Source organism: Blastococcus saxobsidens (assembly GCF_010682065.1).
Classification (GTDB): Bacteria; Actinomycetota; Actinomycetes; order Mycobacteriales; family Geodermatophilaceae; genus Blastococcus; species Blastococcus saxobsidens_B.
Map to the genome: position 1 here is coordinate 188,445 of NZ_JAAGWG010000007.1, position 24,141 is coordinate 212,585.

The 24,141-nt window shown below is 74.2% G+C and carries 25 protein-coding genes; 7 read left to right on the forward strand and 18 right to left on the reverse strand.

Annotated elements, in window-relative coordinates; translation table 11 throughout:
- Positions 1–117: 117 nt before the first annotated feature.
- The 12 genes from GCU60_RS06240 to GCU60_RS06295 all read right to left on the reverse strand — a co-directional run bounded on the left by GCU60_RS06240 (position 118) and on the right by GCU60_RS06295 (position 13,830).
- Entirely contained in the window at positions 118–1,866 is a 1,749-nt protein-coding gene (locus GCU60_RS06240) for a glycosyltransferase (RefSeq protein ID WP_204261502.1), read from the reverse strand.
- A 248-nt stretch (positions 1,867–2,114) separates the two neighbouring features.
- Positions 2,115–2,429 carry a class I SAM-dependent methyltransferase gene (locus GCU60_RS06245; protein ID WP_163203271.1) on the reverse strand — a complete coding sequence of 105 codons (315 nt, stop codon included), beginning with the start codon at positions 2,427–2,429 and terminating at the stop codon, positions 2,115–2,117.
- A 176-nt stretch (positions 2,430–2,605) separates the two neighbouring features.
- Entirely contained in the window at positions 2,606–4,897 is a 2,292-nt protein-coding gene (locus GCU60_RS06250) for a hypothetical protein (RefSeq protein ID WP_204261503.1), read from the reverse strand.
- Positions 4,894–5,343 carry a GtrA family protein gene (locus GCU60_RS06255; protein ID WP_204261504.1) on the reverse strand — a complete coding sequence of 150 codons (450 nt, stop codon included), beginning with the start codon at positions 5,341–5,343 and terminating at the stop codon, positions 4,894–4,896. The genes GCU60_RS06250 and GCU60_RS06255 overlap by 4 nt, the downstream gene beginning before the upstream one ends.
- The gene (locus GCU60_RS06260) at positions 5,340–6,416 is read right to left on the reverse strand and encodes a glycosyltransferase family 2 protein (RefSeq protein WP_163203273.1); all 1,077 of its coding nucleotides are present in this window, start codon (positions 6,414–6,416) and stop codon (positions 5,340–5,342) included. The genes GCU60_RS06255 and GCU60_RS06260 overlap by 4 nt, the downstream gene beginning before the upstream one ends.
- 132 nt (positions 6,417–6,548) lie before the next feature.
- Positions 6,549–7,724 carry a mannose-6-phosphate isomerase, class I gene (gene manA / locus GCU60_RS06265; protein WP_163203275.1) on the reverse strand — a complete coding sequence of 392 codons (1,176 nt, stop codon included), beginning with the start codon at positions 7,722–7,724 and terminating at the stop codon, positions 6,549–6,551.
- A gap of 86 nt (positions 7,725–7,810) precedes the next feature.
- Positions 7,811–9,559 carry a glycerol-3-phosphate dehydrogenase/oxidase gene (locus GCU60_RS06270; protein ID WP_163203277.1) on the reverse strand — a complete coding sequence of 583 codons (1,749 nt, stop codon included), beginning with the start codon at positions 9,557–9,559 and terminating at the stop codon, positions 7,811–7,813.
- Positions 9,560–9,623: 64 nt separating this feature from the next.
- A complete protein-coding gene (locus GCU60_RS06275) occupies positions 9,624–10,571 on the reverse strand; it encodes a DUF808 family protein (protein ID WP_163203279.1) in 948 nt (315 codons plus the stop codon).
- A gap of 127 nt (positions 10,572–10,698) precedes the next feature.
- Complete coding sequence (locus GCU60_RS06280) at positions 10,699–11,841, reverse strand: SIS domain-containing protein (protein WP_163203281.1); 1,143 nt, start codon at positions 11,839–11,841, stop codon at positions 10,699–10,701.
- Entirely contained in the window at positions 11,838–12,050 is a 213-nt protein-coding gene (locus GCU60_RS06285) for a Trm112 family protein (RefSeq protein ID WP_239520491.1), read from the reverse strand. The genes GCU60_RS06280 and GCU60_RS06285 overlap by 4 nt, the downstream gene beginning before the upstream one ends.
- The gene (locus GCU60_RS06290; RefSeq protein WP_163203283.1) at positions 12,047–13,423 is read right to left on the reverse strand and encodes a phosphomannomutase/phosphoglucomutase; all 1,377 of its coding nucleotides are present in this window, start codon (positions 13,421–13,423) and stop codon (positions 12,047–12,049) included. Before GCU60_RS06290 ends, GCU60_RS06285 begins: the two co-directional genes overlap by 4 nt.
- 56 nt (positions 13,424–13,479) lie before the next feature.
- Positions 13,480–13,830, reverse strand: coding sequence for a DUF3499 family protein (locus GCU60_RS06295; protein WP_163203285.1), 351 nt, complete (start codon positions 13,828–13,830; stop codon positions 13,480–13,482).
- Positions 13,831–13,931: 101 nt separating this feature from the next.
- On the opposite strand from GCU60_RS06295, the gene GCU60_RS20935 reads away from it, so the two are divergent.
- Genes GCU60_RS20935 through GCU60_RS06305 form a run of 3 tightly spaced genes read left to right on the forward strand, consistent with a single transcriptional unit; the run spans position 13,932 to position 15,423 of the window.
- Positions 13,932–14,054: a hypothetical protein gene (locus GCU60_RS20935; protein ID WP_275585437.1), complete on the forward strand. Its 123-nt coding sequence runs from the start codon at positions 13,932–13,934 to the stop codon at positions 14,052–14,054.
- On the forward strand, positions 14,051–14,518 hold the full coding sequence (locus tag GCU60_RS06300; protein WP_163203287.1) for a metallopeptidase family protein: 468 nt from the start codon (positions 14,051–14,053) through the stop codon (positions 14,516–14,518). The genes GCU60_RS20935 and GCU60_RS06300 overlap by 4 nt, the downstream gene beginning before the upstream one ends.
- 29 nt (positions 14,519–14,547) lie before the next feature.
- Positions 14,548–15,423: a hypothetical protein gene (locus tag GCU60_RS06305; RefSeq protein WP_163203289.1), complete on the forward strand. Its 876-nt coding sequence runs from the start codon at positions 14,548–14,550 to the stop codon at positions 15,421–15,423.
- Here GCU60_RS06305 and GCU60_RS06310 read toward each other — a convergent pair.
- Both GCU60_RS06310 and GCU60_RS22045 read right to left on the reverse strand, forming a co-directional pair.
- Positions 15,401–16,258, reverse strand: a complete 858-nt coding sequence (locus GCU60_RS06310) for a hypothetical protein (protein ID WP_163203291.1) — start codon at positions 16,256–16,258, stop codon at positions 15,401–15,403. The two genes, GCU60_RS06305 and GCU60_RS06310, sit on opposite strands and share 23 nt — an antisense overlap.
- Before the next feature lie 120 nt (positions 16,259–16,378).
- Complete coding sequence (locus GCU60_RS22045; protein ID WP_163203293.1) at positions 16,379–16,753, reverse strand: WhiB family transcriptional regulator; 375 nt, start codon at positions 16,751–16,753, stop codon at positions 16,379–16,381.
- Positions 16,754–16,994: 241 nt separating this feature from the next.
- Here GCU60_RS22045 and cofD point away from each other — a divergent pair, with 241 nt between their 5' ends.
- From cofD to rfbA, 3 genes are read left to right on the forward strand one after another with little or no spacing between them, the layout of a single operon-like run.
- Positions 16,995–17,945: a 2-phospho-L-lactate transferase gene (gene cofD / locus GCU60_RS06320; RefSeq protein ID WP_163203295.1), complete on the forward strand. Its 951-nt coding sequence runs from the start codon at positions 16,995–16,997 to the stop codon at positions 17,943–17,945.
- Positions 17,942–19,006, forward strand: a complete 1,065-nt coding sequence (locus tag GCU60_RS06325; protein ID WP_163203297.1) for a coenzyme F420-0:L-glutamate ligase — start codon at positions 17,942–17,944, stop codon at positions 19,004–19,006. The genes cofD and GCU60_RS06325 overlap by 4 nt, the downstream gene beginning before the upstream one ends.
- A 28-nt stretch (positions 19,007–19,034) precedes the next feature.
- The gene (gene rfbA / locus GCU60_RS06330; protein WP_163203299.1) at positions 19,035–19,901 is read left to right on the forward strand and encodes a glucose-1-phosphate thymidylyltransferase RfbA; all 867 of its coding nucleotides are present in this window, start codon (positions 19,035–19,037) and stop codon (positions 19,899–19,901) included.
- Here the strand turns inward: rfbA and GCU60_RS06335 are convergent.
- From GCU60_RS06335 to GCU60_RS06350, 4 genes are all read right to left on the reverse strand, one after another.
- Positions 19,898–20,788, reverse strand: a complete 891-nt coding sequence (locus tag GCU60_RS06335) for a DNA-3-methyladenine glycosylase 2 family protein (protein WP_163203301.1) — start codon at positions 20,786–20,788, stop codon at positions 19,898–19,900. The genes rfbA and GCU60_RS06335 overlap by 4 nt on opposite strands.
- Before the next feature lie 88 nt (positions 20,789–20,876).
- A complete protein-coding gene (locus GCU60_RS06340) occupies positions 20,877–21,647 on the reverse strand; it encodes an SDR family NAD(P)-dependent oxidoreductase (protein WP_163203303.1) in 771 nt (256 codons plus the stop codon).
- 22 nt (positions 21,648–21,669) lie between these two features.
- Complete coding sequence (locus GCU60_RS06345) at positions 21,670–22,770, reverse strand: sugar phosphate nucleotidyltransferase (protein WP_163203305.1); 1,101 nt, start codon at positions 22,768–22,770, stop codon at positions 21,670–21,672.
- 1 nt (position 22,771) lies between these two features.
- Positions 22,772–23,722: a glycosyltransferase gene (locus GCU60_RS06350; RefSeq protein ID WP_163203307.1), complete on the reverse strand. Its 951-nt coding sequence runs from the start codon at positions 23,720–23,722 to the stop codon at positions 22,772–22,774.
- A 146-nt stretch (positions 23,723–23,868) separates the two neighbouring features.
- On the opposite strand from GCU60_RS06350, the gene GCU60_RS06355 reads away from it, so the two are divergent.
- A partial coding sequence (locus GCU60_RS06355) for an NAD(P)-binding protein (RefSeq protein WP_163203309.1) occupies positions 23,869–24,141 on the forward strand: 273 nt, incomplete at its 3' end.

Sequence of the window (24,141 nt, forward strand, 5' to 3'; positions counted from 1 at the left end):
GGCGCCCGCCCCCTGCCGCGACACGCTGGCCCCTTCGACGTCAGGGTCTCGCGGTCAGGCCCCGATGCATCGCGGCCGGCCGTCCGGTCCGGACGAACCCGTGACTGCTCGCCTCCGTCAGGTGCCCTCGTACAGGCGTGTCCAGGTCTGCCGGTCGGAGAGCTCGGGCAGGGCAGCGCGCCAGCTCTCGCGGGCAGCGGCGCCCTCCCGCATGAGGCGTACCAGCACCGTTCCGCCCTGCCGCGCCAACCGCAGCATCACGTCGCGGTCGAAGCGACGCAGTCGGACCCCTTCCTGGGAGGGGTCGGTCACCACCGCGGTGTCGAACAGGGAGACGTGCCACCAGTGCGCGTCGGCCGCGTTGATGGCGGCCGTCCCGCGGTTGCGGCGGCGCAGCTGCCACGCGATCCGCTTGGCCAGCACCAGCCCGAGCATCGACGGATGCCCCGCCGGCGCGGTCCGCTGCATGTCGACCGCCGCCACGCCCGGAACCGCGGAGGCGGGGTGATTGGTGGTCTCGGGGTAGGACGCCCACAGCTTGCGGACCTCCGCCGCTGTCTTCGTCCCGCCGTCGGCCAGCACGTCGGGCCCACGGAGGAAGTCCTCCACCGCACGGATCAGGAGCGCGGCCAGGCCGTAGCGCATGGACACCACGGCGTCGATGAGCTGCTTGGCCAGGTGGTCGGTGATACGCCGCCGGTCGAAGTCACTGTGCAGGGCGCTGGTGATCAGGGAGTTTCGGTAGCTGAAGTACCGGGACCAGTCGTCCCAGTTCTTCCACGAGAAGTCCGCGTGCCAGACCCCCGCGCCGGGGAGGGTCACGGTCGGGAACCCGGCCGCCCGCGCGCGCAGGCCGAACTCGATGTCGTCCCACTGGAAGAAGACGGGCAGCGGGTAGCCGATCGCCGAGACGACCTCCGAGGGGATCAGGCAGGTCCACCAGGCGTTGTAGTCACCGTCGATCCGCAGGTCCTGCTGTTCCTCGGTCACGTCCGCATTGGTGAGCGCGTCGGCCACCGGCTTGCCGGCCCGCAGGATGGACAGGTCGGCCGACTCCGCGCCGACGTGCAAGCGGTCCGGGTGGAGCAGGTTCAGCATCTGGCCGCCCACGAGCACCGGCTCGTCGGCGCGGTCGGCGAAGGCCCTCAGCCGGACGACGGTGTCGGGCTCGAGCCGGATGTCGTCGTCCATGAGCAGCAGGTTGACCCGCTCGACGGTCTCGTTGCGGACCGCCTCGTAGATGCCGCGAGTGAATCCGCCGGCCCCCCCGAGGTTGGGCTGGCGGATGTAGCGCAGCGCCGAGCCGAGAGCCTGGTGGACGTCGGCGAAGCCGGGGCGGCTGTCGACGGTGTCGGTGCCCTGGTCGACGACGTACACCGCGGCGAGCTCACCCGCGACCGCGCGGTCGGCCGCCAGCGTCTGCAGGGTCGCGAGGCAGTCGTCGGCCCGGTTGTAGGTGCAGATGACCACCGCGGTCGCTCTCCGTGGCCGGATGGCAGCGACCGACCACTCCACGTTCTCGACGAGAAGGCCCTCGGTGTCGGTCTCGAACTCGACCCACAACGCGCCGCCGTCCACGAAGCGGTCGAGTGCAAGAGCGAAGGTGAGCGACTGCTCGTGAGCGTCCTGGACGCGCTGCGTCGCGACCGTGCGCGGCTTCCCCTTGCTGTCGGAGGCCATGACGCGGACGAGCCCGGCCCCGCTCACGACAGCATGCAGGTCGACCGAGCGCGCGGAGGTCCAGCGCTGCCAGTAGGAGGCCGGGAAGCGACCGAAGTAGGTGTTGGTCGACACCGTGGCGTGGCCGTCGAGGTTCAGCCTGCCGCGCTCGCGGACCGCGACCCCGGCGACCGTCGTGAAGTACATCTCGGGAGGGACATCGGGGGTGGGCCCGTCGAACAGCGTGCGCTGGGCGAGCAGACGGCCACGGCGCTGGGCCGGGTGCCGTGCGGGGGCAGGGACTGAGGCTGGGACAGCCTGTGGCTGGACGGCCATCACCAAGGTGTCGTCTCCGTTCGAGCGCCGGCGCATGGGAGAAAGGTAACCGGGTTCGTGCCCGCTCAGCCTCCGATCTACCCCTCTCCGCCACCAAGCGACAGATCATGACTCTCTGTTCACAGCGACCGACGGAGAGCTATCTCGCGGGCTGTCGTCTCGTCAGCCCGCAGCAGGACCCGGTACTCGCGCTCCTCCCGGCCCGGGAAGTCGAAGAGCATCGAAGCCAGCACCCATCCCGCGGCCGGCCGGGAGCCGACCAGGTCGAGGACCGTCACGGCCGAGGAGTGCAGGTCACCGTCGACGTGCACGAAGTCCACGGTCCCCGAGTTGGCTGCCGGAAACGCCGGAAGGGTGTCCGCGAACCAGCCGACCACCGACCCGGCGCCGGCCACATCGGGCAGCGCACCGACGGCGAAGGCACCCGCACACACGTGCGGCCGGTTGTCCTCCGGCAGCCTTCGGAGGAGTCGAAGCCGTGGACCATCCACCGCTCGCGCTGGGCCACCACCCCGTTCCTCACCAACCTCGCCGGCAAGAGCCTGACCGGGCCGGCCATCGCTGCACCGCCGTCCGCCGGAGCGTCCGGGACGGGGGGCGACCGGAGCGGCTATCGGCCGGCCTGCCGCCTGCGCGTGCGTCGACGCTGCCACCACCACAGTCCCGACTGCAGGACCACGACCAGCCCCGCGCCGGCCGCGGCGGCGGCCCCCACCCGCAGTCCTGGTGGGGTGTACTCCAGGGCGAGCGTGTGCTCACCGGCCGGCACCGACACGGCCAGCAGACCGGCCGGGCCGTCGATCGCCGGAACCTCGTCGCCGTCGACGGTGACGGAGTACCCGGGCCACGCCAGCCGGGCGAAGAGCACCCGGCCGGCATCCTCGGCGCGGTACCGGACCACTTCATCGGCCTCCTCCGCGGAGTCGGCCAGCACCTCGATGGCGGGTGAGGTCCACGACACCCGCCCCTCGTCGGCGTACGGCTCGTCACGGACCCACACCGCGCGCACCGGGCTCCGCTCCACGACCCGCCAGCCGGGCGGGGGCTGCCCGTCGACGACCTCGTCCCCCAGCAGGTCCCGCTGCAGCACCAGGGTCGAGACGCGCAGCGCGTCGACCAGCGGCACCGGGTACCCCGGGCCAGCGGGCTGCCACAGCCGGCCGAACGCCTCCGGGCACGTGGCTCCCCGATAGTCCATGCAGAGTGCGTCGGAGAACTCCTGGAAGCCGATACCGCTGTAGCTGGCCACCGTCGCGGTGCCGGTCGCCCGCACGAGGTTGCCGAAGGTGATCTCGCCGTCCCTCATCTGCTCCGTCGTGATCACGTCGTGCCGTGCCAGTTGCAGCGCCGTCCCCTCGTAGGCCGTCGTCCCGCCGGCGAGTGCGGTCAGGTCCGAGGCGGCCCGCAGGCCGAACCCACCCGGCCGGTACGGCAGGGCAGCGGTCTGGAAGGCGACGACGGCGATCGTGCCGGCGACCAGCACGGCCCCCAGCGCCGGCAGACCGCGCCGCCGGCCGACCACCACGGCGAGGGCGGTCGCGGTCGCCACCAGCAGCAGCCCGGTGGCGTGCACCCGGTCGAGGTCGCTCGGGTGCACCGCCCAGGCGAGGTAGCCGCCGCCCAGCACGATCGCGCCGCTGGCCACGGCCCGCCGACGGGGGACGTCGGTCGCCAGGCCGGCGGAGAGCACCACCGCGAAGAGGACCGCCACCGCCAGGTAGAGGTACTCCACCAGCCGGACCGGCCAGCGGAACAACCACAGGTTCGAAGGGCCCAAGGTGGCGAGGAGGTAGAACCCGGCGATGCCGAGGAGCCCGGCCAGCGACCGCGCCCGGCGACGCAGCCTCGACCAGCGCAGCCACGGCAGCAGCGGCAGCACGAACCAGGCCAGGTAGGTCGACGGCTGGGTCTCCAGCAGCGCACCGCCCCAGTTCGTGATCGAGGGCAGGTAGGTCGGGGAGCTGGCGGCGGCGAGATCGCCCAGATCGGGCACCAGGAAGGTGTCGTTGGCCAGGACGGCGAGGTCCTGGCGCAAGGAGACCTCCCCGGCGCCGAGCAGCGGCAGGTACACCGGCAGCGCGACGAGGCCGGCGCAGGCGCCCATCACGACCAGGTGGAAGAGCCTCGTGTAGCGGCGTCGCAGGAGCAGCTCGGCACCGAGCGCCGTCAGCACGACGACCATGCCCAGCGCCCCGTAGGGGTTACCGGTCGTCATCACGAGGGCACCGGCGAGGAAGGGGACGAACGGGTTGAGGCGGCCCCGGGCGTGCCTGCGGGCCGCCCACCAGAACCAGGTCACCCAGGTGAAGGCCATGAGCCCCGCGGGCCATCCGGCGGCCTCGTACCAGAGGGTGAAGCCGGAGAACGGGACGGCGAGCGCGACCACGGCCGCAGGCCAGCGGCGGGCGCCGTGCTCGCGGGCGACGAGGAAGGTGCCCATCGCCAGCAGCCCGAGGAACTCCACCATGACCACGGCTGCCGCCTGCGCGAGGTCGTCGAAGTAGGACACGAGCACGAAGTTCGCGAGGTTGACCGGGTTCCAGATCCCGGTCAGGGCCTCGGCGGCGTAGTTGCCACCCATCCAGCCGGCCGGGTCCATGGTCACCCAGTCGCCGTTCCGCAACCGCTGGCCGAAGACGTGCCACAAGGGGGCGAACTGCTCGTACTGGTCGCCGACGTAGTAGAAGAGCCGCTGCTGCACGTAGGGAATCGCACCGATCACCCAGGCCGCCGCGCCGATACCCAGGGTGACCAGCCATTCCGGCACCCGGCGGCTCCGGTGGGAGGAAGGACCGGGCACCGCCGCCGACGGTGCGCCGGGGACCTCGTCCGCGGGGCCGCTCCCGGTCGCCGGCGACGTCTCGGCGCCCACGGCCGCCTGGACGCCGGTCGAACCCCTCATCGGGGCACGCCCCGCGGCGTCGGAGCATCCGCACCGGGCTCGGCGTCCCGACCGGGTGCGGTGGCCGGGCGTCCGGTCAACAGTCGGCGGGAGAGCAGGAAGGTCACCGGGATCGCGGCCACCGCGGCGATGAGCGGAGCCAGCCGCTCGTCCACGGCGACCCACTCCACCAGCACGACGACACCGACCGTGGTCATGACGTAGTTGGTCGCGTTGGTCAGCGGGAAGAGGGCCAGTTTCCGCCACGTCGGGCGGGTGCGGAACGTCCAGTAGCAGTTGAGCAGGAACGACCCGACCATTGCCACCAGGATCGCTACCAGGTGTGCCACCAGGTAGTGCGACACCGTGCTCAGCAGCAGGTACGTGCCGTAGTAGACGCCGGTGTTCACCACACCGACGACGGCGAACCGGAAGGCGTGGTGCAGGGTCGTACGGTCGGCTCTCACCTGGAGGGCCGGCGGTCCGTGCCCTCCGGCGCCAGCTGGGAACGCGCGTACCGCCCGTCCGCGTCGGCGGGGACGTCGGAGGCGACCCAGTTGCCCACCATCACGGTGGTGCGCCGGGGCGCCGGCCTGAGGCGCTGCTCGTCCGGTGCCAGCTCGTCGCTCGCCTCCGCGACCAGGAAGTGTGGTCGGTGCTTGCTCTCGTAGTAGATCCGGCCGACGTACTCCCCGATCACGCCCAGGAACAGCAGCTGCAGCCCACCCAGGCCGATCACCGCGGCGACGAGCGTGACGTAGCCGGGCACCACGATGCCTCCGGCGATGGCCGCCACGACGAGGTACCCGGCGTAGCCGAAGGCGAGCGTGGTGACCACCAGACCCACGTAGATGGCCAGCCGCAGCGGAGCGTTGTTGAACGACATGACGCCGTCGATGCCGTAGTTGAGCAGCCTGCGGAGGGTCCACCGACTGGTGTCCCCGCCGAACCGGGCCTCGTTGCGGTAGTCGATGGTGGCCGTCGGGAAGCCGATCCAGGCGAACAGCCCCTTGGAGAACCGGTTGTACTCACCCAGCTGCAGCAGCGCGTCGACCGCGCGGCGGCTCAGCAGCCGGAAGTCGCCGACGCCGTCCTCGATGCGGACCTCGACGAGCGAGTTGACCAGCTTGTAGTACATCCGGGACAGCAGGCTCCGGCCGAAGGCGTCGCCCTCGCGGTTCCGCCGGGCCACCACCTGGTCGTGCCCCTGCTCCCAGAGCTCCAGCATCTCGCGCAGCAGCCGCGGCGGGTGCTGCAGATCGGCGTCCATGATCACGACGGCGTCGCCACGTGCGTAGGCCAGGCCGGCCAGCATCGCCGACTCCTTGCCGAAGTTCCGGCTGAGCGAGACGTACCGGACCCGCGGATCCGCTGCGTTCAGCTCCTGCAGCACCTGGGTCGTCCGGTCCCGGCTGCCGTCGTCGACCAGCACGAACTCGAAGTCGGCCGTGGTGCTCTCCAGCACCGCCGTGACCTGGGCGACGAGCTCGGGCAGGACCCGCTCCTCGTCGTGGCACGGGACCACCACGGACAACAGCATGCAGGCGCCTCCCAGCTATCCGGCCGACACCCCGGGCGGTCGGACACGGGGCCGGCACTGATGGTGCATCCCCGCCATACTGACCGACGCCACGCGACACCGCAGCACCGCCTACGCCGGGCCTGCCGAAGATCAGGACAGGTTGGTCGTCACCCGGTAGAGGACGGCGGGGCCGCGGGCGCTGACCGGGGCGCCGGCCGGGACGAACGCCGAGCGGCCCTTCTCCAGGCTCAGCTCACCGTCGACCGAGGCCAGGACGGCCGCCCCCTCCGTGCACAGCAGCAGCTGGGGCCCCCGGGTGGTGAGGACACCCGACTGCTCGTCCAGGTGCACGCGGGTGAGGTCGAAGTCGGCCACCGGCACCGGGTAGCGCAGGCCACCCGGACCGAGCACGGGGTGCAGCACCGGCACGCGCCCGTCGGAGAAGTCCAGCACCTCGATGAGCGCCGCGAGGTCCACGTGCTTGGCGGTCAGGCCACCGCGCAGCACGTTGTCCGAGCTCGCCATCACCTCGACGCCGGCGCCCGACAGGTAGGCGTGCAGGTTGCCCGCGGGCAGGAACACCGCCTCGCCCGGCGCCAGCTTCAGGTGGTTGCACATCAGCGAGATGACCACGCCCGGGTCACCGGGGTAGGTCTCCGCGAGCGTCGCCGCCCAGCGGTAGGTGTTGATGAACTCCGGGTCGTGCGCCGCCACGAACCGTGCGGCAGCGGTCGAGACCGCCGACACCAGCTCCGTGCGCCGCTCCCCCGTCAGCGCCAGCAGCTGCGGGATCGCCGCCCGCAGCCCACCCCGGGCGAGCGCGGCGATCGTCGGCTTGAGCTCGGGCACCTGGAGCTTGGCCAGGCAGTGCAGCGACTCCTCCACCGGCCGGAACCCGCACAGCGCCTCGAAGGTGGTGAGCGCCAGCAGCAGCTCCGGCTTGTGGAACGGGTCCTTGAACGTGCGGGTCGGGTCGTCGTGCGGGATCCCGGCGGCCTCCTCGGCCGCGTACCCGGCCGCGGCCTGCTGCGTCGTCGGGTGGGCCTGCAGCGACAGCGGCGTCTCGGCGGCGAGCACCTTCATCAGGAACGGCAGCCGCGGGCCGAACCGCTGCAGCACCGGCCCGCCGAGGAGGGTCTCGGGCTCGGCGGTGATCGCCTTGTCCAGCGGCCGCCCGTCGGACAGGACGCTCGGCTCGTCGGGGTGCGCACCCACCCACAGCTCTGCGTGCGGCCGGTCGGCGGGCACGGGCTGACCCAGGAGGTCGGGGATGACGGTCCGGCTGCCCCATGGGTAGAAGCGCACACCGTTGCTGAGCTGCCACATCGTGCTCGCAGGTTACGTGCGGGACCGCCGGTTCAGGAATGCCCGACGGCGCACCCGGTGGGCAGGATCACCCCGACGGGTCGCGGTCAGACGCCGGCCCGCACGTCCGGAGCGCCCAGCCGGGCGGCGTCGGCGGTCCGGTCGTCGGGCATCCGCTGCGACTCCCGCTCGGCCGCCACCCGCGCCTCGTAGTGCGCGATCTCACGGGCCAGGAAGTCCTCTTCCCATCCGTGCACCGTCGCCATGAGACGCGCGACCTCCGGGGCGGATTCCACGCCCCGGTGCGGCGTCTCGATCGAGATGCGGGTCCGCCGGGTCAGGACGTCGTCGAGGTGCAGCGCGCCCTCGGCGGTCACCGCGTGGACGACCTCCGCGCCGAGGTGGGCGGGAGCCCCGGGCAGCGGGAGACCGAGCGACGGGTCGGCCCGGACCAGGTCCAGCACGGCGGTCACCTGGTCGCCGTGGCGGCCCAGCAGCCGCTCGACCGCCTCCTGCGGCACCCCGTACCCGGCCGCCAGCTCCGCGGCTCGGTCCCGCACCTCCGCCCACCCGCGGGCACCCACCAGCGGCAGCTCCGCGGTGCGCGACCTCGGCGCCCCCGGCAGCCGCTCGACGGCGGCGTCGACGGCATCGGCCGCCATCACCCGGTAGGTCGTGTACTTGCCGCCGGCCACGAGCACCAGGCCCGGCACCGGCATGACGACGGCGTGCTCGCGGGAGAGCCGGCTCGTCTCGTCGGACTCCCCGGCCAGCAGTGGCCGCAGGCCTGCGTAGACGCCGACGATGTCCTCGGTCGACAGCGGCCGGGTGAGCACCCGGTTGACCTGCTCGAGCAGGTACTCGATGTCGGCGCTGCTCGCAGCCGGGTGGTCGCGGTCGAGCTTCCACGGGGTGTCGGTGGTGCCGACGATCCACTGCTCGGCCCACGGGATGACGAACAGCACGCTGGTCGGCGTCCTGAGGATCAGCCCGTTCGGGCCCACGTCACCGCCGTCGATGGCGGCCTTCGGCACCAGCAGGTGGACGCCCTTGGATGCGCGCACCTTCAGGCTCGGCGCGGACACGCCGAGCATCGCGCCGACGTCGTCGCTCCACACCCCTGTGGCGGCGATGACGGTGCGCGCCCGGACGGTGAAGGAGGAGCCGTCGGTGAGGTCCGCCACCTCCGCACCGATCACCGCGGCGTCCGGCCCGTCCCCGTCGCGGAGCAGTCCGACCACCCGGGCACTGGACAGCACGGAGGCCCCGTAGCCGGCCGCCGTCCGCACCACCGCGAGGGTGTGCCGGGCGTCGTCGACCTGGGCGTCCCAGTACTTGATGGCGCCGCGCACGGCGTCCCGGCGGAGGCCGGGAAAGGCCTCGAGGGTCCCGCGGCGGGACAGGTGCCGGTGGCGCGGGATCGCCCGGTCCCGGGCGAACGCGGCGCCCATCAGGTCGTACAGCGCGACGCCCGCACCGTAGTAGGCGCGCTGCCAGACCGGCGCGGTCAGCGGCAGCAGGAACGGCAGCGGCCGGACCAGGTGCGGGGCGATGGTGCGCACCAGCCGGGCGCGCTCCTTGAGCGCTTCGTGCACCAGCGGGAACGCCATCTGCTCCAGATAGCGCAGCCCGCCGTGGATCAGCTTGCTGGAGCGGCTGGAGGTGCCCGCGGCCCAGTCGCGGGCCTCCAGCAGACCCACCGACAGCCCGCGGCTGGCGGCGTCCAGCGCGGCACCGGCGCCGGTCACCCCGCCGCCGATGACGAGGACGTCGACGACGTCGGTGGCCAGGCGGGTGCGGTCGGCGCGCCGGCGCTCCGGCGACAGCAGCGTGCGGTCGGTCTCCCCCGGGTGCATGACTCCTACTGTCCCCCGTGCACGCGGTCCGGCGCCGAGAACCGGGTCACACCGTTTCCGTGTCTCAGTGCGCCGCGGCCCCGTCCTTCTTCTTGCGGTGCACGGTCAGGCTCATCACCAGGACGACGATCGCCCCGACGATCAGCCCGAGGATCGCGCTGCCCAGCGTGTTGACCAGCCAGCCCACGACCCCGCCGAGGGCGCCGGTCGCGTCGTGCGCCGCCTCCTCGAGGTGGTGCACGAACTCGTAGAGCGGGTGGAAGCCCAGCTCGTCGGTGCCCAGCAGGATGATGTGCCCGCCGACCCACAGCATCGCGGCGGTGCCCACCACGGTCAGGCCGGTGAGGAGCTTCGGCATCCCCTTGACCAGGCCGCGGCCGAAGGCGGCCACGCCCTTGCCCGAGCGCTGGGCCAGGCTCAGCCCGATGTCGTCCATCTTCACGATCAGTCCGACGACGCCGTAGACGAGCACGGTGATGCCCAGGGCGACGACGATCAGGATGATCGCCCGGGACACGAACGCCTCGCTGGCCACCTCGTTCAGCGAGATCACCATGATCTCGGCCGACAGGATGAAGTCGGTGCGGACGGCCCCGGAGACGATCGTCTTCTCGTCGGGCATCGCGTCCTCGACCGACGCGTGCTCCTCGGCGTGGCCGCTGAACCTGTGCCAGATCTTCTCCGCGCCCTCGTAGCAGAGGTACGCCCCACCGATCATCAGTATCGGTGTCAGCAGGAACGGCAGGAACTGGCTGAGCAGCAGGATCGCCGGCAGGATGATCAGCAGCTTGTTGCGCAGCGACCCCAGCGCGATCTTCCGGATGATCGGCAGCTCGCGGTCGGCGTTCAGGCCGTGCACGTACTGCGGCGTGACCGCGGTGTCGTCCACCACGACGCCGGCGGCCTTGATGCTGGCCCGCCCGGCCGCCGCCCCGATGTCGTCGATCGAAGCGGCCGCGGCGCGCGCGAGCACCGCCACGTCGTCCAGCAGAGCTACGAGCCCACCCGCCACGCCGAGGTCCTTCCGTCGGTCGGCGCCCGTGCGCCGTCCCAGTGATGCTGGCCTGTCCGTCCCGGTCCTGCACGGGCACCCCACCCCCGTTGCCCAGTCGGGGACGGCGGGAACGCCCGGCGCGACCTCAGCCGGGCGACGCCCGCTCGGAGTCGAGCGCCAGCGCCAGGTAGACGGCGCCGAAGTCGGCGACGGCGACCTGCCGAGCCAGCCGCGGCAACCGGCCGAAGCGCAGGGGGTCCCCGTGCTCGGCCAGCCCGCTGACCGGGATGTTGTTGGTCGCGGCGGTCCGCAGCACCTGCTGCAGCGCCTCGTCCGCCGAGCGCGGCTCGCGCTCCCCCGCGCCGTCGTGCCCGCCGGCGTCGGGATCCCTGATCGTCAGCAGGCGCAGCCGCCGGCCCTCGTCGTCCGACCGGTCGCGGAAGAAGTCGTCGCCGTCGCGCGGGGCCAGCGGCCCGCCGAGCACGGCGCAGGCGGCCACCCGCTGGTCGGGCAGCCGGAACCCGGTCACGGGCAGCCCGGCGAGGGTGGCCAGCTGGTCGGCCACCCGGGTCGCCGCCGCGCCCGCGAGCGGCCCCTCCGCGGCGATCACCGGCAGCGCGTCGAGCAGCTCCAGGGCCAGCGTCTTGGCCGGGTTGACGAACGACTCCCGCGCCGGCCCGCACTCCCCCGCCGTCTCGTCGAGGGCCGTGGCGACGCCCTCGATGTCCGCCACCCCCTCGCCGAGCAGCCCGAGGCCGGTGGCCAGCCGCAGCATCGGGGTCAGCAGCGACCACAGCGTCGTGTGCTGCACCCGACTGCTCGGCAGCGCCACGTACGGCGACCGCGCGGTGGCGCACGCCGCGTGCAGCGGCGCGTCCTCCGCACCGATGCCCACGAGCGAGACCCCGCGGCGCGCCGCCTCGTACGCCGGGTTGACGGCATAGCTGCCGGCGCCGGTGCGCGTGGCGACGACGGCGATGTCGCTGGGGCCGGCCCACACCGGGAGCGCCGGACCGGGGACGACGTCGACCGTCACCGGGCTGGACGGCCCGAGCAGGGCACGCAGCACGGAGGCGGCCACCGCCCCCTCCCGCCGGCCCACGATGATCAGGCCACGGGGACGGCCGCCGTCGGTGACCCGCTCGAGCCCGGCCTCCTCGGTCAGCCGGGTGGTCTCGCGGACCTGGGCGCCGGCGCCGGCCACCGCCGGCAGCAGCCCGCGCGGATCACGGGCACGCAGCAGTTCGAGGTCGTCGAGGACCTCCTCGGCGAGCTCGGGAGAGGTCATGACGTCCGGTCGCGCGCCTCGTCGAGGAGCAGGACCGGGATGCCGTCCCGCACGGGGAAGCCCCGGTTGCAGGTGCCGCACACCAGCTCGCTCGCCGCCTCGTCGACGGTCAGCGGGGTGTGGTGGGTGTCGGGGCAGGCGAGGATCGCGAGCAGGTCGGCGTCCAGGCCCAGCGGGCCGCTCGCCGTCGTGCCCTGGGTGCCGGTCATGACTGCTCCTGTCCGCCGCGCACGGTGCTCAGCACACGGTCGCGCAGCTCGGTCATCCGCGCCACGTCGGGCGCCTCCACGTTCAGCCGCAGCAGCGGCTCGGTGTTGCTGGCGCGCAGGTTGAACCACGCGCCGTCGGGCAGCTCGACGGTGAGACCGTCCAGCTCGTCCACCGTCGCCCCCTCGTCCTCGAAGATGCCGCGCACCTCCGCCACGCGCGCCGGCGCGTCGGCGACCGTGGAGTTGATCTCGCCCGACGCCGCGTACCGCGAGTAGGCCGCGGTCAGGTCCGACAGCGGGCGGCTCTGCTCACCCAGCGCGGCCAGGACGTGCATGGCCGCGAGCATGCCCGTGTCGGCCCGCCAGAAGTCGCGGAAGTAGTAGTGCGCCGAGTGCTCGCCTCCGAAGATCGCGTCGGTGCGGGCCATCTCGGCCTTGATGAACGAGTGCCCCACCCGCGTGCGCACCGGCTGCCCGCCGTGCTCGCGGACGATCTCCGGCACGGCCCGGGAGGTGATCAGGTTGTGGATGATCGTCGTCCCGCGACCCTTGGCCAGCTCCCGGACGGCGACCAGGGCGGTGATCGCCGAGGGGCTCACCGGCTCGCCGCGCTCGTCGACGACGAACACCCGGTCGGCGTCGCCGTCGAAGGCCAGCCCGATGTCGGCGCCGTGCTCGACGACCGCGCGCTGCAGGTCGACGAGGTTGGCCGGGTCGAGCGGGTTGGCCTCGTGGTTGGGGAACGACCCGTCGAGCTCGAAGTACATCTCGACGACGTCGAGGGGCAGGCCGGCCAGCACCACCGGGACGGTGTGCCCGCCCATGCCGTTGCCCGCGTCGACGACGACCCGCAGCCGCCGGATGGTCGACAGGTCCACGAGCGAGCGCAGGTGGGCGGCGTACTCGGCCAGCACGTCGCGCTGGGACACCGACCCGACGCGGTCGGGGACGCGCTCGTAGTCGTCCCGCTCCGCCCACTCGCGGATCGTGACCAGACCGGAGTCCTGGCCGATCGGTGCGGCGCCGGCCCGGCACATCTTGATGCCGTTGTAGCGGGCCGGGTTGTGGCTGGCGGTGAACATCGCGCCCGGCAGGTCCAGCGAGCCGGCGGCGAAGTACAGCAGGTCGGTGGAGCCGAGGCCCGCCTCCACGACGTCGAGACCGCGGGCGATCACGCCCTCGGCGAAGGCGCGGGACAGTGGGATGGAGGACTCCCGCATGTCGTGGGCCGTGACCACGGTCGTGGCTCGGGAGTCGGCGAGCACGAACTCGGCGAACGCCGCGCCGATGGCGCGGGCGGTCGACTCGTCCCAGTCGTCGGGGACGACGCCACGGACGTCGTAGGCCTTGATCAACGAGGACAGGTCCGGCACGGGCACGACCCTATCGGTGCCCTCGCCATCGGACCCGCTCGCGCGGGCGGGAAGGCTTACGGGAGGTCGGGCAGGACCCGCAGGTGACCGCGGCGGGTGCCGCTGCCGTCGTCCGCAGGGTCGCGGGGAGGCTCGGGACGGGCCGCCTCGCGGACCGCGTCGGCCAGCGCCAGCAGGTCGTCACCGGTCGGACCGGAGTCCTCGATGTCGATCTCGTGCCGGACGACGTCCCAGCCGCGGGGCACGGTCAGCCGCTCCCCGTGGAACTCGCACAGGTCGTAGCTGTGCGGCTCGCTGAACGTCGCAAGCGGACCCACGACAGCGGTCGACTCCGCGTAGACGTAGGTCAGGGTCGCCGCTGCCGGTTGCGCGCAGCCGCTGCGCGAGCAGCGACGTGACTGCCTCACCACCGGTTCCTCACGCAGGGCAGAGTAATCCCGCTGCGGGGCGCGCGACAGCAGGCGCACCGGGAATCCGGCCGGTGCGCACCATCCTGCACGATGGTCCCGTGGGCATCGTCACCGGTCGGGCGCGGGATGCGGGCCATCGCGGCGCGACCGGCGAAATCGTCGCGGAACTCCTCCGGGGCCCCGGCGTGTCGCCGCTCGCCGTAGGCTTCGGCCCGTCATGAGCACGCCCCGGCGCCGTCCCGCCCGCTCCCGCCGCGACCGTCACGGCCGCGGCCTGCGCGGACGCCTCGTGCCGACCGAGGTGCCCCTGGCGCGCAGCCGCGCCGAGCAGTTCGACGACCTGGTCCTGGACGCGGTGGAGGACCTCGAGCGCCGCTGGGAGCGGGAGCTGGCCGGCGTCGAGTTCGCCGTCGAGGACGTCCCCTGGGTGGAGCACACCCGGCCCGACGAGGTGGTCCTCGACACCGACGTCCTGGACGACGGCGGCGTGCCGCTGGCCCGCGTGGTGCCCGCGCGCCGGGAGCAGGGCCAGGAGATCCCGCCGCGCGTCGTCGTCTACCGCCGGCCGCTGGAGCTGCGGGCCAACGACCGGGACGACCTGGCCGATCTGGTGCGCGACGTCGTCGTCGACCAGGTGGCCACGCTGCTCGGGCGCGACCCCGAGGAGATCGACCCCACCGGTTGAGCCGCACGGGGACTGCGATGCTGGTGCCGATGGACGTCCCCGCCGCCACCGCCTGGCTCGTGCTGGGCGCGGTGCTCGGCGCGCTGCTGGTGGCCGCCGTCGTGGCGGGCGTCCTGGCCGCCCGCCGGCGGCCGGCCCCTCCTCCGGCGGAGGCGCACCAGGCCACGCCACAGGTGGACGACCTGGCCGACTTCCTGGAGCACCCGCCCGGCACCCGGGCCGAGCCGCCCGCCCCGACGGGCTGGGCGACGCTCGCCGCCCCGCTCCCGGCACCCGCCCCTCCCCCACCGGCGGACCGCTCCGGCCGCGGCTCCCTCCCGCTGGCCGCGCTGTGCGTCGCCGCCCTGGCCCTGGTCGGCGTGGCCGCCGCGGTCGCGGCGGCCACCGACGACGCGGACTCCGCGGCCCCGGCGGCGCCGCCGACACCCGGGCCGGGCGCCGAGCCCGCGGATCCCGCCCGGCTGGAGGGTCGGCTGGGCGCCGGCGGGATGGTGCTGGAGCAGCGGGTCGTGGGCGTGACCGCCACCTATCCGGAGATCCGGCTGCGCGACGACGACGGGACGACGCACCTGGAGCTGCGTCTGCCCACCTGGAACTGCCTCCGCGCCGAGGCGCCCGAGGACCCCGCGGCGGCCGGCTGCGTCCCCTCGCTGGTCGAGCACGTGGAGCTCTCGTCGCCGGAGCTCGCCGTCGAGCGGGACGGCGACCGGATCCGGCTGAGCGGGCGGGCCGCGGCGGAGCTGCGCCCCGCCGGCGCCCCGCCGGAGCCCAGCGGGCACACCTACGAGTTCGAGGTCACCGTCGCGCCGGGCGACGCCGCGGAGCGGCCGCTCACCGGCGAGGTCCGGATCGGCGCCCGGACCGCGCCGCTGGTCGCGGAGCTCAGCGAGCTCGACGCCGGCTGAGCCCCGGCAGCGGCGACCCGACCCGCGCCGGCACCGTCAGGCTCACCACCGGTGCGCCCATCTCGGTGCGCAGCCCCGCCTCGTCGGTGCTCCACCACGGCCAGCGGTCGGTCCCGTCGACGAGGGTGAGCAGCACCCCCGGTGCCGGGCCCGTCCCGGCGACGGCGACCTCCAACTGGCCGAGGGCTGCGTGCAGGCGGGCGGTGGCGCGCAGGAAGTCGCCGGTGCGCCGGTCGGGCACGGCGGCGAGCAGCGCGGGGAGCACGCGCTCCAGCACCCGGGGGTCCCGGGAGCGTTGCACCGGCCCCACGTCGTCGAGGACGTCGACCAGCCGGGTGCTGCGCGCGTTGCCCAGCACCGACGTCGGCAGCCGGGCGGCGAGGGCGGCGGCGGTCGGGTCACCCAGCGGCAGGCCGGCCAGGCGCACCGACCGCGGACCGCGCAGCGAGCCGAGGAGCTGCAGCACCCCGTCGGCGAGCTGCCCGGCGGCGGCCTGGTCGCGGGCCAGCAGGCGGGCCGGTGGGCGGCCACCCGGCAGCGGCGTCCGCGACTGGCCGAGGAGCTCCACGACCGTGGACAGCCCCCGGCGACGGAGAGCGAGGAATGCCGCCGCCCGCGGCGCCTCGCCGGGCGCGTCGCCGGGCGCGTCGTCGACGACGACGGCCACCGGCCGCAGCCGTGGAGTGCGTGCGGCGCCCTCGTTGAGCACCGCGGTGAGCCACGGCCCCCGGGCCGTGACCGGCGCGGAGAGGCGGGCCATCAGCGGGCCTGCCGCCCGGACCTCACGGACCACCCGGGCGTGTCCGCTGACCACACGAGCGGCGCGGTCGACCATGCCCCGAACAGAACCACAGCCGCCGACAGGGGCCGTCGGCGGCTGCGGGACGTGCTGGAACGGCCCCGTCCCGGGCCCCGCCGCGAGCGGAGCGAGGGGTGGGGAGGACGGGGTCCTTCTTCAGATGGCGCGGCGGCGCAGCCGGCGGCGCTCACGCTCCGACAGCCCACCCCAGATGCCGAAGCGCTCGTCGTTGGACAGCGCGTACTCCAGGCACTCGGCCTTGACCTCGCAGCCGGTGCAGATCTTCTTGGCCTCCCGGGTCGAGCCGCCCTTCTCCGGGAAGAACGCCTCCGGGTCGGTCTCGGCGCACAGGGCCTGCTCCTGCCAGGACTGCGCGTCGGGCTCCAGCCCGAAGCCCATGAACCCGACGAAGGCCTGCCCGGTGCCCTGACCCACGGCCTGACCCATGCCCTGGCCGGCAGCGGCCCCCAGACGGTCGACCGACCGCTCGGAACCGTTCACGTAATCGCTCAACCACGACACCTCAGCCATGACGGTGCGTCCCCTCTCGCTCTCGTCCCGGTGCTCGGCCGCCAGGAGGTTCCCGGGCCGTTCAGCACTCGTCGACACCGCCGGAATTACACGCGTGTCGTTGCCACCCCGTCAACTTTGCCCGGTGTAAGCGACACGCCACACCAGCCCCATGCGTCACAGGGCCTTCGTCACATCTCGTGGCACCCCCCGACACGCCCGGCGAACAGTCGACAAGTGCTCATCAGGCACCATGCGTTTCGTGCAGATCGTCGTGCTGGCTGGTGGGACCGGAGGGGCTCGATTCCTCCGCGGGGTGCGCGCGGCGGCTCCCGAGGCGGAGATCACGGCCGTGGTCAACACCGGTGACGACGTGACGCTGCACGGGCTGCGGATCTGCCCGGACCTCGACACGGTCGTCTACACCCTCGGCGGCGGCATCGACGAGGAGCGCGGCTGGGGCCGGGCCGGCGAGAGCTGGACGGTCAAGGAGGAGCTCGCCGCCTACGGCGCGGACCCCGCCTGGTTCGGGCTCGGCGACCGGGACCTGGCCACCCACCTGATCCGCACCCGCATGCTCGACGCCGGCTACCCGCTCTCCGCGGTCACCGCCGCGCTCGCCGACCGGTGGCAGCCCGGGGTGACGGTGCTGCCGATGAGCGACCAGCGGGTGGAGACCCACGTCGTCGTGACCGAATCCGAGGACGGCCGCCCGCGCGCCATCCACTTCCAGGAGTGGTGGGTGCGCCACCGGGCGTCCCTGGAGCCCTCGGCCTTCGTCCAGGTGGGCGTGGAGGCCGCGCGACCCGCGCCGGGCGTCGTGGAGGCGTTCGCGGCCGCCGACGCGGTGCTGCTGGCGCCGTCCAACCCGGTGGTCTCGATCGGCACCGTCCTCGGCGTCCCCGGGCTGCGCGACGCGCTGCTGGCCTCACCCGCCCGGATCGCCGGTGTCTCGCCGATCGTGGGCGGCGCGGTGGTGCGCGGCATGGCCGACCGCTGCCTGCCGGCCCTGGGCATCGAGGTCAGCGCGGAGGGCGTGGGCCGGCACTACGGCGCCCGGGGCGACGGCGGGCTGCTCGATGCCTGGCTGGTCGCCGAGGACGACGCCGCGGACGTGCCCGGGGTCGACGTGCGCCGGCTGCCGCTGCTGATGTCCTCCCCGGAGGCCACCGCCGATCTCGCCCGAGCGGCCCTCGACGCCTGCACCCGGTGACCGGCCTCCCGTCCGGCCTCTCGGTCCACCCCGTTCCGGGCCTGCCGGAGTTCGCGCCCGGGGACGACCTGGCGGCGGCGCTCGTCGCCGCCGCGCCCTGGCTGGACGACGGCGACGTCGTCGTCGTGACCTCGAAGGTGGTCTCCAAGGTCGAGGGGCGCCTGGTCCGGGTGGAGCCCGGGGCGGACCGGGAGGCCGCCCGCCAGCGCGCCGTGGACGACGAGACCGTCCGGGTCGTCGCCCGCCGCGGGCCGCTGAAGATCGTGCAGACCCGGCAGGGCTGGGTCGTGGCCGCGGCCGGCATCGACGCCTCCAACGTGGCCGCCGACTCCCTCGTGCTGCTCCCCGAGGACGGCGACGCGTCGGCCCGGCGGCTGCGGGCGCGGCTGCGCGAGCTGGCCGGCGTGGACGTCGCCGTCGTCGTGAGCGACACGTTCGGTCGCACCTGGCGGGAGGGGCTCACCGACGTCGCCGTGGGCGCGGCCGGCATCGAGGCCCTCGACGACCACCGCGGCGCCGTCGACGCCCACGGCAACCGGCTGGAGACCACCCGGATCGCGGTCGTCGACGAGCTGGCCTCGGCGGCGGACCTGGTGAAGGGCAAGCTGGCCGGCGTCCCCGTGGCGGTCGTCCGGGGCCTGCCGCTGAAGCGGCCCGCCGACGACGCCGACGAGGGCACCCGGCCGCTGGTGCGGCTCCCCGCCGACGACCTCTTCCCCTACGGCAGCCGTGACGTGGTGCCCTCCCGCGCGCCGGCCGCCGGCGGCCTGCGGCCCCGCACCGGGGAGCGCGAGGCGGTCGCGGCCGCCTTCCGCGTGGCCAGCGCGGCGCTGCCGGAGTTCCCCGTGGTGCTGCGGCACGGCGGCGAGGGCGACGGCGCCGTCGACGTGCACCTCACCGACGCGCTGACCACGACGACCGCCGTGAACGCCGGCGCGGTCATCGGCGCCGCGATCGTGCAGTTGCACGCGCAGGGCTGGGCCACCCGCTGGGAGCCGGTCGCCACCGCCGGCGGCACCTCACTCGTCGGGAGGCTGTGGCTCGGCGATCCGGCGCCGTGAGCTGCGCGGATCGGTAACGTCGCTCCCCATGCGCGGGATCATCCTGGCCGGGGGCACCGGGAGCCGTCTGTTCCCCATCACGCAGGCGGTGAGCAAGCAGCTCATGCCGGTCTACGACAAGCCGATGATCTACTACCCGCTCTCCACGCTGATGATGGCCGGGGTGCGCGAGGTGCTGGTCATCACCACGCCCGGTGACCAGGAGGCCTTCCGCCACCTGCTCGGCGACGGCAGCCGGCTGGGCATGCGGATCGAGTACGCCGTCCAGCCCCGGCCCGAGGGCCTGGCGCAGGCGTTCCTCATCGGCGCGGAGTTCCTCGCCGGCGAGCCCGCGGCCCTGGTCCTGGGCGACAACATCTTCTACGGCGCGGGCCTGGGCACGGCGCTGTCCCGGCTGCCTGCACCCGCCGGCGGGCACGTCTTCGCCTACCACGTGGCCAACCCGCAGGAGTACGGCGTCGTGGAGTTCGACCCGTCCGGCCGGGTGCTCTCCATCGAGGAGAAGCCGGCCCGCCCGAAGAGCTCCTACGCCGTGCCCGGCCTGTACTTCTACGCCGGTGACGTCGTCGAGGTCGCGAAGGGCATCACGCCCAGCGCCCGCGGCGAGCTGGAGATCACCGCCGTCAACGAGCACTACCTGCACGAGGGCAGGCTCACCGTCACCGCGCTGGACCGCGGCACCGCCTGGCTCGACACCGGCACCTTCGCCTCGCTGCGCCAGGCCACCGAGTTCGTCTCGGTGGTCGAGGAGCGCCAGGGCCTGAAGATCGGCTGCATCGAGGAGGTCGCCTGGCGCAACGGCTGGCTGGACGACGAGGGCCTGCGGGCCATCGCCGAGCCGCTGGGCAAGAGCGGCTACGGCGACTACCTGCTGGGCCTGCTGGCCGACCGCTAGACCCGGCGGTAGTTCGTCGGGGCGAACCGGGGCCCGCGCCGGGGCCGCCGCGGCCCGCCGGCGAGGATCAGCCGGACCACCCGCTGCCGGTGGCCCCGCCACGGCTCGAGCAGGGCCAGCATCTCCTCGTCGTCGGCGTTCCGCTGCCCGGCCAGCGCGAACCCCACGGTGTTCTTCAGGTGGTAGTCACCGACGCTCACCGTGTCGGGGCAGCCGAGCGCCCGCTGCACGACCTCGGCCGCCGTCCACACGCCGATGCCTGGCACGATCCGCAGCCGGCGCTGGAGCTCCGCCGAGTCGCACCCGGTCTCCGGCTCCATCCGGTGCGCGACCCCGGCGACCGCCCGCAGGGCACGGCGCCGGGCGCCGTCCAGACCGCAGCGGTGCCACTCCCAGTCGGTGACCTCCAGGACCCGCCGGGCCGAGGGGACCACCCGCATGCCCGCGGGCGCCGGGCCGGGTGCCGGCTCCCCGGCCAGCCGGCAGAGCTCGCGGAAGACCCGGTAGGCCTCCACCGTCGTCACCTTCTGCTCCAGGACCGCGGGCAGCAGCGCGTCCCACGTCCGCCCCGTCCGGCCCAGCCGCAGGTGCGGGTGGGTGCGGTGCAGCTCGGTCACGAGCGGGGAGGCGTTCCCCGGCCGGAACTCCTCCGGCCGGTCGTCGGCGCCCAGCCAGCCCGGCACCGCGGAGCCGGCCCGCTCGGCACCGGGCCCCCACGCCTCGACCCGCACCTCGCCCGCTGCCCGGGAGATCCGCACGGTCGCCGGGCCGTCCGGGGTGCTGGTCGTCCGCCAGAGGCCCCCGTCGGCGGCCTGCATCGTCGGGTCGGCCGCGCCCCGCCGGTGCGGGGACAGCGCCCGGACGACGTCCAGCGGCCAGTCGGGCACCCAGGCGGTCGAGAAGTCGGCGGCCCGGCTGCCCGACGTGCCGGTGCCCGTGGTGGTGCTCGTGCTCAGCAGGTGCTCCCGGAGGTGGTCAGCGAGGGGCCATCCGCAGCGCGCCGTCCATCCGGATGACCTCGCCGTTGAGGTAGCCGTTCTCGACGATCGAGAGGGCAAGGTGGGCGAAGTCCGACGGGCGGCCGAGCCGCTTGGGGAAGGGTATGCCCGCCGAGAGGGCTGCCCGCGCCTCCTCGGGCAGGCTGCCCAGCAGGGGCGTGTCGACCAGCCCCGGGGCGATCGTGCAGACCCGCACGCCGACGCTGGACAGGTCGCGGGCCGCCGGCAGCGTCATGCCGACCACGCCGCCCTTGGAGGCGGAGTACGCCAGCTGGCCGATCTGGCCGTCGTAGGCGGCGATCGAGGCGGTGTTAACGACGACGCCGCGCTCGCCCTCCTCCCCCGGCTCGGTCTGCGCCATCGCGGCCGAGGCGAAACGCAGCACGTTGAACGTGCCGACCAGGTTCACGGCGAGGACCTTGCTGAAGGCGCCCAGGTCGTGCGGCTCGCCGTTGCGCCCCACGGTCCGCTGGGCGACGCCGATGCCGGCGCAGCTGATCGCGATGCGCAGCGGCCGGTCCTTGCCGGTCGCCTCGGCGATCGCGGCCTGCACCGACGCCTCGTCGGTGACGTCGGTGCGGACGAAGGTCGTGTGGCCGCCGAGGTCGGTGGCGAGCGCCTGCCCGCGCTCCTCGTTCAGGTCCAGGATGGTCACGGCGGCACCCCGGGCGGCCAGCGCCCGGGTGGTGGCCTCACCGAGCCCGGAGGCCCCCCCGCTGACAACGGCTGCGACGTCGAAGCTCAACATGTGCGGCAGCCAATCATGGCGCCTAGGCGAACTGTGAGCCGTGTCGCTCCTGCACCTCGGCGAGCAGCTGCTTGACCCGCTCGGCGTCGGCGACCGGGCAGACCATGGTGACGTCGGCGGTGTGCACCACGACGCTGTCGCGGACCCCGACCAGCGCGACCAGGTGCGCGGGGTCGTCGCTGAAGACGATGTTCCCCGAGCCGTCCAGGACCACGACCGGGCCGCGGACGGCGTTGCCGTGCCCGTCCCCCTCGAGCGTGGACGCCAGCGCGGGCCAGGAGCCCACGTCCAGCCAGTCGACGTCGAGGTCGGCCACCAGCACCCGGCCCGGCTCGGCGGCCGCCGGCTCGAGGACCGCGTAGTCGACGCTGATCTTGGGCAGCGTCGGGAAGACGGCGGCCAGCACGGCGGCGCGCTCGGGGCCGGCCGGCGCGGTGACGATGCGGGCCAGGCCGTCGGCGGTCTCGGGCAGGTGCTGGGCCAGCGCCTCCAGCACGGTGCTCGCCCGCCAGACGAACATGCCGGAGTTCCACAGGTACTCCCCGCTGGCCAGGTAGCCCTCGGCGGTGGCCCGGTCGGGCTTCTCGCGGAACGCGGCGGCCTCGGCGACGCCCGCGAGGCCCGTCGCGGCACCCCGCCGCACGTACCCGAACCCGGTGGCCGGGGACGTGGGCGTGATGCCCAGGGTGACCAGCGCCCGCGGGCGGGCGGCGAGTGCGTCGAAGGCGGTGCGCAGCGTGTGCGCGAACCGCTCGACCGGCCGGATGACGTGGTCGGCGCTGACCACCGCGAGCTCGGCGTCGGGGTCGACGTCGGCGACCAGCGCGGCGGCCAGGCCGACCGCGTTGGCGGTGTCCCGCGGCACGGGCTCGAGGATCAGCCGGTCAGTGGAGAGCTCGGGCAGGTCGGCCCGCACCTGGTCGGCGTAGCGGGCCGCGGTGCAGACCCAGACGCAGTCGGCCGGGACGACGGTGCGCACCCGGGCGAACGCCTCGGCCAGGAGGCTGTGCGCGCCGCCGTCGGCGTCGGCGACCACGTCGAGCAGCTGCTTGGGCCGGCCGGCGCGCGACAGCGGCCACAGCCGCGTCCCGGACCCGCCGGCCATGATCACCGCGTGCCGCACGTCAGCTGTCCCCGTGCCCGTCGGGGGCGGGGGCGGGGGCGCGCACCACGGCCAGGTCCTTGGCCCTCCGCTGGAAACGGGCCCCCGCCGCCACCCGGCCGCTGACGTAGGAGACGAGCATCCGGCTCCCCAGCCCGGCCCGGAACGCCCCCCGCAGCGGGGCGTTGCGCCGGCCGGGGTACTGGCCGGAGAGGTAGCGGAGCGCACTGGTGTGGTGCACCCGCTGCATGCGGTGCGGCTCGCGCCGGGTGGCGTGCCCGCCCTCGTGCTCCACCACGGCCGTCGGCACGTAGACGTGCAGCCAGCCGCGACGGCCCAGCCGCTGGGCGAGGTCGACGTCCTCGAAGTACATGAAGTAGCCGGGGTCGAAGCCGCCCACCGACCAGAACGCCTCCACGTCGACCAGCAGGCAGGAGCCGGAGAGCCAGCCGGCCGGGCGCTCGCGCGGCGCCTCGCGCTCCCGCCGGTACCGGGCGGTCCACGGGTTGCCCGGCCACGCCCAGCCCAGCAGGGCGTGCCCGGCGCCGGTGGACAGGCGGGGCAGGTCGCGGGCGGAGGGGTACAGCTCACCCGCCGGCGTCATGATCGCCGGTCCGAGCGTGGCGGCCCGGGGCCAGCGGTCGGCCGCGGCGAGCAGCTCGTCGACCGACCCCGGGGAGAAGCGCAGGTCGGGGTTGGCGATCAGCGCCCGCCCGGTGCGCAGCCCGGCCAGCCCGGCGTTGGCCGCGGCGCCGTACCCGATGTTCCCGCCGGTGCGCAGCACGCGCACGTGGGCGTGCTGCGCAGCCGCCCGCTCCGGGGCGCCGTCGGTGGAGCCGTTGTCTGCGAGGACGACCTCGACGGGTCGGCTCGTCGCGGCGGCCAGCGACTCGATGAAGCCGTCGAGCGCCTCACCCGGCGAATAGGTGATGGCGACGACGCGCAGCGGGGAGGAGTCCGTCGGAGTGCCCACCCCCGAACCCTAGGCAGTGCGGCTCCGACGGCACCGATCTGACCCGCGGGTGACTCCTGGGGGCGATGCGACGGAACGTGCCGCCTCAGGCCCGAAACCCGCTCTGTCATCGTGCGGTCCGCACCTGACAGGTACCGTCGATGCCCGTGACTGACACAGGACCTGATCTCGTCGTCGTGGGCTCCGGTTTCTTCGGCCTCACGGTCGCGGAGCGCGTGGCCACCCAGCTGGACAAGCGGGTCCTGGTCATCGACCGGCGCGACCACATCGGCGGGAACGCCTACTCCGCCCCCGAGCCGGAGACCGGTATCGAGGTGCACGTCTACGGCGCCCACCTCTTCCACACGTCCAACGAGCGGGTCTGGCAGTACGTCAACCAGTTCACCGAGTTCACGAACTACCAGCACAAGGTCTACTCG